The organism is Sulfurisphaera tokodaii str. 7, assembly GCF_000011205.1.
Lineage (GTDB): Archaea > Thermoproteota > Thermoprotei_A > Sulfolobales > Sulfolobaceae > Sulfurisphaera > Sulfurisphaera tokodaii.
In genome coordinates this window covers 1,394,057-1,409,038 of sequence record NC_003106.2, presented here as the reverse complement: position 1 = coordinate 1,409,038, position 14,982 = coordinate 1,394,057, and the positions used below count along the sequence as shown (strand labels likewise).

17 protein-coding genes are annotated in these 14,982 nt (G+C 28.8%); 4 read left to right on the top strand and 13 right to left on the bottom strand.

Features of this window, described 5'->3' with window-relative positions; translation table 11 throughout:
* Positions 1-18: 18 nt before the first annotated feature.
* From STK_RS07875 to STK_RS07865, 3 genes are read right to left on the bottom strand one after another with little or no spacing between them, the layout of a single operon-like run.
* Complete coding sequence (locus STK_RS07875; protein WP_010979448.1) at positions 19-1,401, bottom strand: glycosyltransferase; 1,383 nt, start codon at positions 1,399-1,401, stop codon at positions 19-21.
* On the bottom strand, positions 1,391-1,960 hold the full coding sequence (locus STK_RS07870) for a ParB N-terminal domain-containing protein (RefSeq protein ID WP_010979447.1): 570 nt from the start codon (positions 1,958-1,960) through the stop codon (positions 1,391-1,393). Before STK_RS07870 ends, STK_RS07875 begins: the two co-directional genes overlap by 11 nt.
* Positions 1,929-2,603, bottom strand: coding sequence for an endonuclease III domain-containing protein (locus STK_RS07865; protein WP_010979446.1), 675 nt, complete (start codon positions 2,601-2,603; stop codon positions 1,929-1,931). Before STK_RS07865 ends, STK_RS07870 begins: the two co-directional genes overlap by 32 nt.
* Before the next feature lie 52 nt (positions 2,604-2,655).
* On the opposite strand from STK_RS07865, the gene STK_RS07860 reads away from it, so the two are divergent.
* Complete coding sequence (locus STK_RS07860; RefSeq protein WP_052846562.1) at positions 2,656-2,919, top strand: hypothetical protein; 264 nt, start codon at positions 2,656-2,658, stop codon at positions 2,917-2,919.
* Here STK_RS07860 and upsB read toward each other — a convergent pair.
* Genes upsB through upsX form a run of 5 tightly spaced genes read right to left on the bottom strand, consistent with a single transcriptional unit; the run spans position 2,912 to position 8,712 of the window.
* Complete coding sequence (gene upsB / locus STK_RS07855; protein ID WP_010979445.1) at positions 2,912-3,307, bottom strand: pilin subunit UpsB; 396 nt, start codon at positions 3,305-3,307, stop codon at positions 2,912-2,914. The two genes, STK_RS07860 and upsB, sit on opposite strands and share 8 nt — an antisense overlap.
* A gap of 6 nt (positions 3,308-3,313) precedes the next feature.
* Positions 3,314-3,769: a pilin subunit UpsA gene (gene upsA, locus STK_RS07850; RefSeq protein ID WP_231113578.1), complete on the bottom strand. Its 456-nt coding sequence runs from the start codon at positions 3,767-3,769 to the stop codon at positions 3,314-3,316.
* Positions 3,770-3,795: 26 nt separating this feature from the next.
* Positions 3,796-5,259, bottom strand: a complete 1,464-nt coding sequence (upsF, locus tag STK_RS07845) for a membrane pilin protein UpsF (protein ID WP_052846561.1) — start codon at positions 5,257-5,259, stop codon at positions 3,796-3,798.
* Positions 5,246-6,670 carry a type II/IV secretion system ATPase subunit gene (locus STK_RS07840; protein WP_010979442.1) on the bottom strand — a complete coding sequence of 475 codons (1,425 nt, stop codon included), beginning with the start codon at positions 6,668-6,670 and terminating at the stop codon, positions 5,246-5,248. The genes upsF and STK_RS07840 overlap by 14 nt, the downstream gene beginning before the upstream one ends.
* Positions 6,671-6,714: 44 nt before the next feature.
* Complete coding sequence (upsX, locus tag STK_RS07835) at positions 6,715-8,712, bottom strand: protein UpsX (RefSeq protein WP_198429661.1); 1,998 nt, start codon at positions 8,710-8,712, stop codon at positions 6,715-6,717.
* Positions 8,713-8,847: 135 nt separating this feature from the next.
* On the opposite strand from upsX, the gene STK_RS15280 reads away from it, so the two are divergent.
* The gene (locus tag STK_RS15280) at positions 8,848-9,000 is read left to right on the top strand and encodes a hypothetical protein (RefSeq protein WP_156014618.1); all 153 of its coding nucleotides are present in this window, start codon (positions 8,848-8,850) and stop codon (positions 8,998-9,000) included.
* Here the strand turns inward: STK_RS15280 and STK_RS07830 are convergent.
* The gene (locus STK_RS07830; protein WP_010979440.1) at positions 8,981-9,628 is read right to left on the bottom strand and encodes a hypothetical protein; all 648 of its coding nucleotides are present in this window, start codon (positions 9,626-9,628) and stop codon (positions 8,981-8,983) included. The genes STK_RS15280 and STK_RS07830 overlap by 20 nt on opposite strands.
* 40 nt (positions 9,629-9,668) lie before the next feature.
* On the opposite strand from STK_RS07830, the gene STK_RS07825 reads away from it, so the two are divergent.
* Together STK_RS07825 and xerA are read left to right on the top strand one after the other, a co-directional pair.
* The gene (locus tag STK_RS07825) at positions 9,669-10,535 is read left to right on the top strand and encodes a hypothetical protein (protein WP_052846560.1); all 867 of its coding nucleotides are present in this window, start codon (positions 9,669-9,671) and stop codon (positions 10,533-10,535) included.
* 194 nt (positions 10,536-10,729) lie between these two features.
* A complete protein-coding gene (gene xerA / locus STK_RS07820) occupies positions 10,730-11,584 on the top strand; it encodes a site-specific tyrosine recombinase/integron integrase (RefSeq protein ID WP_010979438.1) in 855 nt (284 codons plus the stop codon).
* Here xerA and STK_RS07815 read toward each other — a convergent pair.
* Genes STK_RS07815 through STK_RS07800 form a run of 4 tightly spaced genes read right to left on the bottom strand, consistent with a single transcriptional unit; the run spans position 11,581 to position 14,963 of the window.
* Positions 11,581-12,552, bottom strand: coding sequence for a radical SAM protein (locus tag STK_RS07815; protein WP_052846559.1), 972 nt, complete (start codon positions 12,550-12,552; stop codon positions 11,581-11,583). The two genes, xerA and STK_RS07815, sit on opposite strands and share 4 nt — an antisense overlap.
* Entirely contained in the window at positions 12,545-13,057 is a 513-nt protein-coding gene (locus STK_RS07810; RefSeq protein ID WP_052846961.1) for a gamma carbonic anhydrase family protein, read from the bottom strand. Before STK_RS07810 ends, STK_RS07815 begins: the two co-directional genes overlap by 8 nt.
* On the bottom strand, positions 13,057-14,106 hold the full coding sequence (locus tag STK_RS07805) for a methyltransferase domain-containing protein (protein WP_010979435.1): 1,050 nt from the start codon (positions 14,104-14,106) through the stop codon (positions 13,057-13,059). The genes STK_RS07810 and STK_RS07805 overlap by 1 nt, the downstream gene beginning before the upstream one ends.
* Complete coding sequence (locus STK_RS07800; RefSeq protein WP_052846558.1) at positions 14,091-14,963, bottom strand: beta-ribofuranosylaminobenzene 5'-phosphate synthase family protein; 873 nt, start codon at positions 14,961-14,963, stop codon at positions 14,091-14,093. Before STK_RS07800 ends, STK_RS07805 begins: the two co-directional genes overlap by 16 nt.
* Between the last annotated feature and the right edge of the window lie 19 nt (positions 14,964-14,982).

The window sequence follows — 14,982 nt, the reverse complement described above, 5'->3', positions numbered from 1 at the left end:
GCTATTAAAAAGATTTGTTCATAATTCCTTGTTAAAAGTTAATAAAGTATACAAGAAACCGGAAGAATAGTAGGCTAACCATAAAGAGGTAAAATAATTATGGTGTAACAAATATATTATAACAGCAAGAGTATATATAATCCCTAGAAGCCCTATAATAATTATCGTCCTATATTGCTTGCTTATTTTATTTCCACCTTTTGGTGTAATAATATAGGTTTTTCTATTGCTTAATAAACCTTTTAGAAAATAATAGAATATAAATGGTGAGATTGCTACTGTAAATCCAGATACCCTACCTAACGAGAATATAGCGTCTCTTTTCCTAAAACCTAATTTTATGGCAACCTCATAAATTATATATGCATATAAACTTAATATAATACCCCAAAATAGAAATAATGGAGTTTTTAAAGGGTCATAATTAATAAAAGGAGCTAATATTACTAATATCATTGACCCTATAAATGTAAAGAGAATTGGAGTATATTGTAATAAATGAAATATCATATCTATCTTTTTTAGTATACCAACTTTCGCTGTTATTATATATCTTAACCTATTTCTAATAACTTCTCCAGTACCCATAGCCCATCTTGTTTGCTGAATATAGAAAGAAAAGAAATTGTCAGGTACTTCAATATAAATTGGAACACCAGAGGAGCATATTTTTTTATTTTTGTTTATTAATCTTGTACCTATTTCTAGGTCATCTTGAATTATTTTATAGTCCCAACCTCCTACACTTTCTAGTGCATCCCTTCTAAATAAGGTACCACTACCCACTGGGAAAACAGTTAAGTGAATCTTCTCTTTACCTTCAAAGAGAGCTTTACTAGCAAAAAAAGTAGAAGCCATTATGCCCTTAGCTAGTTTAGAATAAGTATTCTCTGAATACCCCACCCATTGTAGAGCTACAGCATCACAGTTATTAGTTATCATTCTAGAATAAGCTTTTACAAGTGCATCTTTCTGTAACCTGGAATCTACATCAATAGTTAATATTAACTCACCCTTAGACCTCTCATATCCATATAATAAAGCACCGCTCTTATAACCCAGCTTCTTTTCTCTTCTATATAAATATACTTTTAAACCTTCTGGAATAATAAGCTTGCTCTTTATTTCTTCAAAATATTCCTCTGTATCATCTGAAACAATAATTACTTCCATTTTATCTTTATCCCATATTAATTCCGAGATATTTTTTATCAAGCCTTGAATAATAGATATTTTTTCGCCTTTTGTAGGAACTATAATAGATAAGAAGGGGTAATTTTTAACTTCTATGTAATTAGAATCAATAGTATTATTAGCAATCCTATACAAAAACATTTGATATGTGACAAACAATGCTGGGTAAAGAAATATTAAAAACTGAAGCAACAAACTAATACTCATTAATCCCAATTTCTTCTTTAGCTATATAAAATTTATACTCGTGCCTAGTTGATTTTGGTGGAAATCTTAATCCTTTTAGAGCAATACTAATAACGTATTCTTTTTCTAAAGGAGGAATATATAATCCTTCTTTAAAATTTTTTATAATCTTATAACCATTTTTTATTAGAATTTGCTCTAACATATTTTGTCGCCAGTATAGTTTATAAAGCGAATTATCGCACAAAATTTTAGTTCCTTTATCTGTTACACAATACTCTCCATTTACATTTAATGATAACAGCAGTGGAGGGTAAATTAACCTATACCATGTATTTACAATTATATTACTACTCCTATAATCTACATAGTATACAGGAATTTTCCTTATTCCTAATTTTATAAAAGCATAATACCTATGATGACCGTCTAATATAAGATTAGTATTGGTATCTACTATTATAGGAACAATTTTTTGTTTTTTCTTTATATTTAAGACATTTTCTTCTACTATAGAGGGTATGATATCTTCATGAGGTAATAAATCCTTAGTGCTTACCCATTCGAGAGAAATATTCACAGCAATAATTTATTACACATTTATCGCATAAAGGTTTTTTTGCAGTGCAAGTTTTTCTTCCGTGAAGTATTAGCAACTGATGTAATTCTAGCAATTCATCTTCATTAAGTGACGATATAAAGAAATCAGCAATTTCTTTATATTGTGGTTTTGACCCTAAAATACCTAGACGGCTCATAACTCTTTTTATATGTGTATCCACTGGGAAAAACTTACATTTAAAACAATTTACCAGAACAACATCAGCGGTTTTTTCACCAATTCCGTCTACAGTAAGAAATAATTCCCTTAATTTGTCGCAAGGAAGTCTTGTAAGCTCATCTATTTTATTTCTTTTGAAAAATAATGCTATATTCTTTATATACCTTGCTTTTGAATTGGAAAGACCTACAATCTTAATAACTTCCTTAAGTTCATCTTCACTTATGCTTAAAATCTTATCAACCGTAACTCCAATTTTATTTTCAAGATTATTATATGCAACATATGTTGCTTTATCAGTAGAATTCTGTGAGAGAATTGTAGCAACAAATGTTTTAAACACATCACTTGTGTTTTTACACACATAGTATGCTACAAAATCCTTTGGGTCTATAGAATAAACATTAGATAATTTATTTAAAAGTTCTTTTGGGTTACACACTAGATATATTTGCTATTTACCTTAAAAAGGTTTGAAATAAATGTGATAATTAATGTATGAGATAAAATTAGTGTTAGAAGCAATTAAGAAAGGACACGTTAATCCTGGTGAAGTTGTAGTTTATACTGGATTACCACGATATGAAGTATTAGCATTGTTTCATGTGCTAGAAGATTTAAAACTCATAGAGACTATCTACTCAAAGGGATCACATAAAGTATATAAACTTACAGAAAAAGGAAACGAGATACTTAACGCTTTAGAAAAAGGGCTAGAAATTGAGATTAATGTAAAAAAAGATATAAACCTTATCTAATATTATAGTAATAATAATTACCATTCATTTCTATTATTAAAGTAGAATTTGTCAGAATTAAATTAGCACCAATTATTTTACTTAATGGTATAATTTCATTTGGTTTTATAACTATATTTATATGATATTCTTTGTTATTTATAATTAGTAAACTAATACTAATCTGACTTTTTCCATAGTTATAAAAATATATTTGAGCTGTACTATTTCCTAGATTTATTATAGATAATTGAGTAAGTGTAGCATTATTTAGTTTATTAAAATTTTGGCTTATGATCCCATTATTATTATCATATAATCCATTAAAATAGAAGAATAATGGTACTGCTAAACTTATGGTTATCATAGTAACAATTAGTGAAGAAAAAATTGACGAAATACCTTTCATTTTAAATCACTCTGTCTCACTAGCAAGCACATTGAGAACTATTGAGAATGGTTTGCCAGTTGAGGTTTTACCAAGAAATATTACGGTATAATAATTGCCTGGTTGTACGGATAAGCTAGAACTAGTTATTGGCATTATGTCTTGATAGGATTGACCAGGATTTAATTCTATAGATACATTATTACTTGTATAGCCTAAAGAACCAGTATTGCTGGCTCCTCTTACTGTTATATTATATATAATAACTTGTATGTTGCCATTATTTGTTAAGGAAAATTGAAGATAGGATTCGCCAGTGGAAGGATTTACAATAATTTGAGCCTGAGCACCAACATTAACATTTTGAGTTAGATTACTAAACATTCCGTTTGCATATGCATATAACAATGCCCCTAAAGCTATAGTTATTGCTAATACTATTACAGTTCCTAATATTGATGAAATCCCTTTAGTTCTTCTCATATTGTTCCCCATATAACTATAGGCTATTAAAAGACGGGTGGCAAAAACGAAAGTATTAGTAAGACTACTACAAGAAGTAAAATTGCTGGGAAATATAATAATGTGAATCTAGATAATTTAGAGAATAAAATTACTGAACCAACACTATAAGCTGCTATTATATCTATTGCTGGAAGTGTACTACTTACTATCTTATTTAAAGTACCAAATGCTAACCATAACATTATTGGAGTTAATATTATCATAGCATCATACAGTCTAAGTTGTCTGATTAGAGATTGTTTAGCATATACTATTTCATTGATTGCATTAGCTAATTCCTCTAAAGCTACCGAAGAGGAACCAGATTTTGATATAATAAATAAAACTTTCATACTCATATTAAATAGTTTTGATGGTGTTGAGATCTCATTGGATTGTCTTAAGATCTCACTTAAAACTTTATTTACTTTAGATGAGTTAATTTTTATTCTAGGTATTGCGTTCTGTACAGTATATCCCAGTCTTAGATACTCTGCTATTTCCTTAAGTAATAATGGCAATGATTTCTCTAATTCATTAGCTAATTGTATTTGTTGATATATGAAGAAACTTACAAATAAGATTACTGAGAAAATTATTATCAATCTAAATGCTATTTGTACAGGAATAAATATAGCTATCGGAATTATTATAAGCGAATAAATATACTTATTATGTTTAATATTATAATCAACTCCCGGTTGAATGGTCGAAATTACAAAAATTAGTGGGGGAATAAAGAGTAAAGGAAGAAGAAGTTCGGTAATCGATGTTTTAAAAGTAAATGCGAATCCGAGCAATACAATAGGAAGCAATAACAGTAAAGCAAACTGAATTTCTGCTATTTCGGCGGATTTATCAATATAGGTCTTATATGATTCTTTTAACTCATACATTACATCTTTTAGTACATCCCTTAATCGATCCTTAATAGTTATACCTAGATTTAAAGCAGCAAGATAATTGTCATATAATTTCCCTAACAAATCTCCGCGGTGCAAATTAGCCCTCTTTTCTAACGCCTTAATGTATGAAAACCCCATATATTCTATCATTTTATTAAGAAACGTGTACTCAATTCTGGGTATTTTTAACTCTTTAACTTCTGATAGCTCCTTAAAAGTATATAATAAACTTTTATCTACAATTGAATTAATATAGACTATTATAGTGATAAAAGGGGCTTCTAAGTTTACAGTTTTTTTATATTCTTCTCTTCTAGACCAAGTATAAACCAAAGGATAAGTATATGCTATTAATCCAATTGGTATATCAAGAAATATTAAGAATCTTAATAAAAACATTCCTAGTATAGTTATTGCTATTAGTAATAAAATAAATATTTTTAATAGATAATGATACTTACTACAGATTTTGTTATAATCATCGCCATAATATTCAATATACTCCTTAATTTTCTGATTAAAAACATTACATGGAGAAATTTTATTGAGCTTATTGAGCAACATTCTTAGCACTAGCCTCACCTACTTCATAAAACTTTCTTATCTTATAAGAAACATCAACAAAATCAATAACTTTCTCGTTTTTTAAAGTAGTAAGGAAATTCATCCTTCTTTCTATTTCTTGTCTTATCTCTTCAATGGATAACCCATAAACTTTACTAATCCATTTTAGTCTATATGATCTCTTTGATAAAGAATTTATATCTAGAGGAATAAATTCATTTTTTATAAACGACCATTCAATTACTTTTTTAAATTTAATTTTATTTTTATCTATTAAAGTCTCATATATTCCGATTATACTACGAATACTTTTGTTTCCTTCTTTTCTTCTACTTACTATTATGAAGGACCATATAGTTTGCAAAAAAAGTTTAGACAAATCAGAAGATAGTAAATCAGTTATTCTAGTAATAGCGTCTATAGGTCTTGAACCATGAAAAGTAGTTAAAGAACCATGGCCAGATGCTGCAGCATGAATTAGAGCTTCTATCTCTTTTCCTCTAACTTCTCCAACCACTAAATAATCGGGCCTATATCGTAGAGCTAATTTAGCTAAATCACTTAAAGTTACATCATAGTTACCAGCCAAAGTTGATCTACTTATAAACCTAACCCAATTGTCACTGGTTATATTTATTTCTGGAGTATCTTCAATAGTTAAAATCTTATAGCTTGGATTAATTAAATTAAGAATAGCTGTTAAGAGAGAAGTCTTACCAGAACCAGTAGGTCCCAAGATCATTATAAATGGTTTATATTCCATTATGAACCATAAATAAGATGCTATTAGCTCATTTAACATACCATTAGTGATCATCTGGATAATACTGAGAGGTTTAGACGGAAACTTACGTATATCGAATGTAGAACCAGGTAATGATATTTCACTGCCTAAAGTAGCAGCTACTCTATGTCCTTCTGGGAGTGAAAACTCAACATAAGGTTTAGCTATATTAATACTTTTATTGGCCTTATTTGCCATTTTCTCAACAATTTTTATAATATCATCCTCGTTTTTTGGAATTATATTCGTGAAAAGTCTAATACATTCCGAAAAAGATCTGTGAATGACAGTTATAGGATAACCAAAACCTCTACATTCAATTTCTTCAATTTCTTGGTCTAACATTAATGGAGTTATATTATCATATAACATGCTTTTTTTAACATGATAAAGAATTTTTTCAATTACATCATCTTTAAATCCTTTATCTTTTAACTTACTAATTACAAAATCTTCTATGTTTTTTAAATTTGTATACATAATTTCAGATAATATGGAATTCTTTATTTCTTCTTCGTATTCTGTTAGTTGTGGTTCTTCAACAATGTATTTACAAATTCCATTATCATCACGTAATATTCTTATTTTAGCTGGACCTACATAATACTCATGAAGAATAGTTGTCATATTATTTAGGTAAATAAAAAAGAACTCTGAGCAAAGTGAAAATATTATAAAAGACCAAAAGTAGCTAGCTCTTCTTTTAATTTTACCGCGCTAACCACTGAAGAAATTATAGATTTTCTAAATAAATCTTGAAGTTCATATTTTGTTTCCCATTTTATATCATTTGAGTAATAAATTTTTATATTTAAAGAAGAATAAGCAGGATCTAATTCAAAAATATATTCGCCACCATTACTTGTTTGAATTTGAGTACCATAAATTATTGTAATTGGTACTCGTAAAGCTGTATCCACATTTATGTATAGCTTATTATTGAGTATTTTAGCACTTATATTTCTAATAGGGTTAGGAATTCCATAAACTATATAAATCCTCTTGTAACCAGTTTTAGAGATTTCTATCATCTGCTTTCCCTCTTTAACTTCAATTTCTTTACCTTCAATTATTACCTTATCTCCTGCTTTAGCTATTATAACATTTTCATAATCTAATGGAAACTCGAATATCTTTATCCATTCAAAAAGACTGTCACTAGATTTTTCTATTACCTTTCTTACTGTATTTTCAATAATTTCTTCTCTGTGATAATTTTTATTTTCCTTTATAATTTTTGTAGGTATAAGAAATTCTTTTGTAGTTTCAATATACCCTTTACGTTCTAATTGTAGCACTACTAATTCTTCGTTATTATCAAATTTTACTAATGGTATAGAAATAAACATTTCTCCTTGGGTATCTTTTATATTAAATTTATACTCTCTTTCATGCACTTTTATTTTAATATACTTCTCTGTTCTACTTGGAATTTTATATTTTATATTTAGCCTTAATATACTATTATAAAATTCTGGAGAGCCTTTTATTCTACCATTAACAGCCTTAATTAATTCAGCATTAACTAATGAGATATCTAAATTTTCCGAAATAATCTCTAAATTCTTACTATATTTAAATAATTCATTTTCTAATGTTATAGTCGAAGTTACTTGAGTTAACTTGTAAGGTTCAACATATAATAGTCTATAATTATTTTCACTCTTTTTCTCTATTTCAATAAGCTCCTTACCTAATTTTACATCCCACATGTCAGAAACTTTTATTATTGCTGGAGATGACAAGGTGTTATTAAAATTTATAACTTCTAATAAATCCTTCTCACTAGGTTCTATAAGATATAACTTATGAGAATTTGATAAAACAAATAAATATTTTCTGTTAGCTATAATACTTTTAACGTTTTGAAGATCAAATAGCTTCTTAAGTTCACCAGTATAAACAGATGTTTGAAGATCAGTTATAATTACGAAATTATAATTTACAAAGCTAGCTGTAATATTTGATATATTAGAAATATAAGACCATCCTCCTTTATAGTAATTTTTTACTTTTTCTCCACACGCGATAATTATACCAGAAGAAGACTCTCCTATTAAATAGGCCTCTGAAGTACATATACCTAAAAGGTCATATTCTTGTTCAGAAATTATCTTCCCGGCAACAGATTGATATATATCCCCCAGACTTGTTTTACCAAGATAAAAAGCTGGTTTGTTCATTCTCTCTTTTTTCCCAGAATTATCAATTAATACAGAGTGATCTTCATATACTATAGATATAAATGAGGGGTAAATCCTGTATTTAATGGGTTTGTCTAAATCTATTAACTTCCCGTTAACAATTACTTCAATTTTATTTTTATTTTCTAGCACATAAAAAGAATATTTGTGCTTATAATCAATATATTTTTCGTTATTAAATATAATATATTTATTTTTTCTTAAAACAGGATAAATTTCTTCCCCTAATAGTGCAAAATCTAAAGCTTGAGGATCAGAATAGATTGTTTTTTCATTATTATTTTCATCAATATGTATAACGGAAAAATTTCTTTTTATTACCCAATATCCCTTAATATTAATACCATTTTCACTCAATAAGATTTCTGGTGTAACTATCGCGTTTGAAGAAAGTCTAATCGTTTCACCATTAGTATAAAACCAATAATTTAAATCATTTGGCAAATTAATAGAAAATTGCGACACTATCTGTGGTATCATTGAAAATAGATTTAATAAAAATTACACTGAGTAGTTTGAAAATACTCTAAGAGATTAAGTAAAAGTATTATAACGAATTATGTTGACTTACGTTAAAAGTAAACATAAGAAAATAATCATATGAAGGCAATCTATATGCAGTTATCTTTACTCCTACTATCCCTTATATTATTCCTTGCAAATATACCATACCCAGTAGAATTAGCAATTGCAATACCAACTTTAGTAAGAATGTTTAGAATATCAAAGAAAATTAAAGCAAAGAAAGCTTAACCTCATTACATAGTCCTTTTTCTCTACAAAGCTTGAAGAAACACTCTATTGCTTCGCGCCCTTTTAACCCTAATTCCTTTGAGGTACTTTCTACTTCACCCTCATTTACCATTAATGATGCAGAATCACGTATAATAACCTTTAATTTTAGTAATTCACCATCACTTAATCTTACACTCCCTAACACTGAAAGAACTATTGGTACCTTACCACAGTATTTTACCCACTCCTTATATAGGTCAAGATCCCCATCATTATAATTAATTACTGAGTTATAATCAGAAAAAGCAGGCATAATATTACTATTAATCAAGATTTTTGCTAGATAAAACTCTGTGGAATTTGTACCACTAACTAATAATTTTAACATTTTATCCTCTTTTATTCTCTTTATAAAAAGTTTCTCCGTTACATTACTTCCATTCGTTAGGATTTTAATATCTTTAACAAGAGTTAAAACAGGAAGAGGTATAAAAAGCAGATCAAAATTATTAAGATTGAATTTTATCTCGTCTTCCTTTATTTTAATTACTTCAAAATCATATCCTCTCTTATTTATCCTACCGTTTAATAAAGGAAGTAGTGGTTTTAATTCTTCATCCTTTGAATACGCTAACTTTACTTTCACAACAAATTGTATATTTTTGGGAAATTTAATTTATCCCATCATGAATAGTCTAATATTAGGAGCTGGATATGCAGGAATTAATGCGTACCATATACTCAAAACTAATATAATAGCGGAAAAGGAAGAATTTGTATTTTATACTGCATATTTAAGAAATTTGATTAACAATAAGCCATTTTCAAAGAAACTCACTTTTGTTAAAAGAGAGAAAGTAATAGATATAGACCTTAAAAGCAAATGGGTAAAGACTGATAAATATGAATATACCCCAGATAATCTTATTGTTGCATTAGGATGCAATAAAAACGACATATTAATTAAGATAAATGAAATAAAAAGAAAAGATAAACTACGTATTACATCTGAGGATCCTTCAAATGATTATCTAGCAATTCAATTAGCTTTTTATTTTAAAAATTTAGGAAAAGATGTAAAATATTATGGTGACTACTTGCAGTATCTTGGAGAAAAAGTTAGCTCTACAATAAAATATTATATGGAAAAATATGGGATTAAAGAAACAGAAAAGCCAGAAGATGTAATTCCCTCATGTAAACCTCCTCATCCGTTTAGTTCATTTCTTAAAGTAAATGAGTATCTTCAATATGAAAATTCATTTGTTATAGGTGATCTTATTCAAGGATATCCAAAGTTAGGCGAACTTGCTATGAGAACTGGAATTTATGTAGCAAATTATATTCTAGGCAAAAGCAATAGTCCATTCAGACCTATATTCATAACTATTATTGATACTGGAAAAGAAGGAATACATATAAGATCAGATAAATTATGGAATGGAAAGATAGAAGTAGTGAAAGTTTCAAAGATGAGACAGTTAATGAAAAGATTCATTGAAAGATATTATTTAATTAGAAATGGAAAAATGGGCTTTTTATATCATTTATGAGTACCCAGGGACCTTGGGGGGTCAGGGGGATCATCATTCCTTATCATGAGGTCCCTGGGTACCCCATATTATTTTAAGTGGGTTAGGGGTATAAGTAGTTTTGCCATTGGGTATTTCTTTCTATATTTTAATAGAAATGTTTATGGTAACACTCTATTACCTTAATAAGTGTTACTAAGACCAAGATATCTAATGTGAAACTACAATTAGGTAAGCCAGATGTCATTATCAACCCATTCGACGAATTTATTACGGCTTTAATGATTGCAGGAGCCTCTGAAAATACAATAAGATTATATTCAATAGCAATATCTGATTTTCTTAGTTATATAAGAAAAGATCCAAGGACTGTTACCACCTATGATTTAAATAATTGGATTAGAAATATTCTAAGTAGAGAAACAAAATCTAAAAATGAAAATGAGATAGAAAAAAGAAGAAAAAAATCAGTGACTGCAAGGCATTATATAATAGCAGTATTAAGATTCTTAAAGTGGTTAGGAGTAGATGTAAAACCAACTATACCTAGAATTAGAAGAAAAGAAATTAGAGCTTTATCAGAAGAAGAAATAGTTAAGATAAAAGAAAATGTGAAAAAACTAAAAGACAGACTACTAATTCAACTTTTATTAGATACAGGATTACGTTCTAAAGAATTACTTTCTATTAAAAAATCCGACATAAACATAGAAAGAAGATATATAATTGTTAGAAATACAAAGAATGGTGAGGAAAGAATTGTATTTTTCACAGAAGAAACAGCTAGGTTATTAAAGAGTTATTTGAGGAACATAGAAGATAATGGAATACTTTTCAATATGACTTATCATGCTTTATATCGGAAACTTAAAAGATTAGGCAAAAAATTAGGGATTGACTTAAGACCACATATTTTGAGACATACATTTGCTACACAAGCTATAAGAAAAGGAATGCCATTACCAGTAGTTCAAAAATTGTTAGGGCATAAGGATATCAGAACAACACAAATATATACTCATTTAGTAACAGAAGACTTACAGGAAATTTATAAGAAAATATTTGGTTAAGCTTTCCCAAGAAATCTCCATTTTATCATTTCATACACATATTCCGCAAGATCTTTTACACTATTAAACGAGGCTGTTTGTAAATGAAGATATTCGAATTTTGCTTGGTTATTTAGCATATAATTCTGTAATTCTTTTACTACTGGTTTTTTCAATATATCATTCAGTTTTTCAATAGCTAAATTACCTACAATCTTTCCATTTATATCATCTGGATAAGGCAAATCACCGTTGGGATAAATGGAAATAGCGTAGCTAACAACTCTTTTTATTCTTGTCTTACCAATTAATGCATTAATAAATCCCCATGAATTATTAATTGTTGCACCGTACTTTCTCTTTAGGTCTGACATAACTTCATATAATTCTACTGGATCTGGAGATAATTTCACTTTAGATTCTGGGTAATCTATTGCAGGTAATATTACTATTTTATAATTGCATTCCCTAACTTTCTTGACTTTTTCCTCTAACTTATGTAAATTATATCTAGTTACAACAGTTTGTACATTTACTTTAAGACCATATTGTCTGAATTTACAAAGATTTTCAAGAGCTTTTACGTTCCAATGATATTCATCTATGGAATAATGAAGAAAATCTATCCTATCTGCTAACTTTACTAAAAAATCTTCATCATTTAACCTGTATCCATTAGTAGTTAACATGACATAGAAGGAGCCATCATGAGCATATTCTAACAATTCTAGGATATCGTTACGTAATGTTGGCTCTCCTCCTTCAAAAGATAATACAACAATAGATGAGTCTCTCAAATTATCAATAATCCTCTTTATAATTTCAGTACTTCCTTCACCTAATTTGCCAGAATAATAATCCGGTGAACAGAATGTACAATGAAGATTACACCTCGACGTGACTTTAAACGTTGCATATGCTGGATTGAAGGGGTCTTTTAGTATTTGAGTTTTAATAAACCACTTAAAGGCTTTAAGATCTCTATTCAATTTTCAAAAACCTCCTAACATGTTTTAAATATTCTTCGGCATTCTCGGAAATTAATTTTATTTCTTCCTCACTAACCTTTCTTATTACCTTTGCTGGCACTCCAACTGCAATACTATAAGGAGGTATCTTCGTGCCTTGAGTTACGACAGCACCAGCACCAATAATAGAATACTCTCCTACTTCTGAGCCATTTAAAAGTATAGCACCCATACCTATAATAACATTAGAAGAAATTTTAGCACCATGGATTACAGCATTATGTCCTATACTCACTCTATCTCCTATAATGACTTTATATCCAATGTCCGTGTGAATTGTTGAATTCTCTTGAATATTTGTTTCTCTTCCAATTTCAATAGAATCATTATCACCTCTTACAACAACATAATGCCATAAACTAGAAAACTCTCCTATACTTACATCTCCTATTACATAAGCTGTAGGATGAATATACACTTTGTCAGCAATTTTAGGTTTCTTACCTAAATATTCTTCTATTACCATCATTTTCTCTTAATTAATTTGGCTATAAAAAATCCTGTCATATCATGAATATTGGGATGAAATCTAATAATATCTTCAACTTCAAATCTTTCATCATCAATTACCTTCTCATTTTCCCATGTAGTTACTGTACAAGTAGAATAAACTAATATGCCATTTTTCTTCAGAATCTTATATGCAGAATTAATAAATTGTCTCTGATAATTATGAAAATTAATAATATCTTCTTTAGTTTTCCTGTCATAAACCTTTGGTCTTATACCTAGAGCTGAACAAGGTGGATCAATAATTACTTTATCTACATCCCTTAATCCAAAACCCTCATAAAGATACCTAGAATCTGCCAAATAAACTTCTATGTTCATTTTCATCTTTTTTACTTTTTCTCTTAACTCATCTACTTTTTTCTTGGTATGATCAAAACCAATAACCTTACTCCTAGGTTCAAGTTGATATATATGAGTTAATTTCCCTCCAGGATAAGCCGTCATATCAATAATTTTTTCATTAGGTTTTGGGTCAAGCAAGTGAGCAACATACATTGAAGCCTTTCCTTGTAAGATTAGTGAGCCATCTTTAACATACTCTAAATCAGCAAACTTAGGAGCTGAATACAATGGGTTTAAAACTCTAACAACTAAATTGCCTTTATTTACTAATTCCCCTTCACCTACTATTACACCGTTCTCACTAACAACGTTAACATACTTACCATTTCCAAGTACTTTCTTTATTCCTGGACGATATACATCAGCACCCATAATCACACTTTCAGCAGTACGTTTATCTACAATTACCTTTGTCTCATGCTCTTCAATTTTATTTGGTCCCTTTAGCTTCACAAAAAGAGCTTCTTCAAAATCTTCATCCCTTTCAAGAAAATTTAATTCAGCTAAGATTTCCTCTACATTAATCTTCAAAGTATTTACTCTAACATAAAGCCTACTATTAGGAACTAAAATAGATCTCAAAAAATCATTAATAAATCCTTTATAAACGTTCTTTAAATCTTCCATCACAAATTCATCATAATTTAATCTTTCAACCATAAGACTTTTGCACCCTCATTATTAGGCTCTGTAACAAAACCACCAAAATAGGAAACTAACTCTTCTCCTTCCCTTCTGCTTCTTACAAAAGTATATACTGCTGGACCAAAAGAAGAAATACCTGAATAATATCCCTTTTGATACAACTGTTTCATAAGCATTTTTACCTCTTCGGTTTGAAGACTAACTTCTAACTTTTTAAATCCTAAATTCTGAATCAAACCTATAGCTTCTAGTGCTTCTTCCAAATCATTTTCAATCACAGCTGGAATAAGTTTCATAAATATTATTCTAGTTAATGTATCAATACCCTCTACTTTAGCATTCTTAAATATTTCAAGCTCACTTTTACCGTATATTTTTCTTCCTTCTTTAGGTATATTTACGTAAATGTACCATGGAAAATCATACCTTGCAATTAAAGGAGGAGGAGAAACAGTGGAGTAATCCGAGGGTAAAATTTCTTTCTTTATTTTCTTAGAATGACCTCCATCTACAATAAAACCACCATGTTTAAATGCATAAACCCCAACACCAGAAGTACCACCACGCTTCACCAATTTAGCTAATTCTACCACATCTATATTCTTTAAGTTATACTCAGCACCTAATTTTGCTACTGATAATAGAAATTGGGTAGTATGTCCTAAACCTATATGTTCTTCAAAATCTTCTTCAATACAATAATCTGGTATTTTAAACGGTAAAGTTATATTTGGTTTAATACAATTACCACTTCTTAAGACAATTCTAGGATATTTTAATGCCACACCTATACCTCCATCAAGTCTTCCAAATTTACCTTCTAAGTCAATAAGAGTTATATGAATTCTTGATAACCCAATAATTTTTATCATACAAAACACTTCATATATG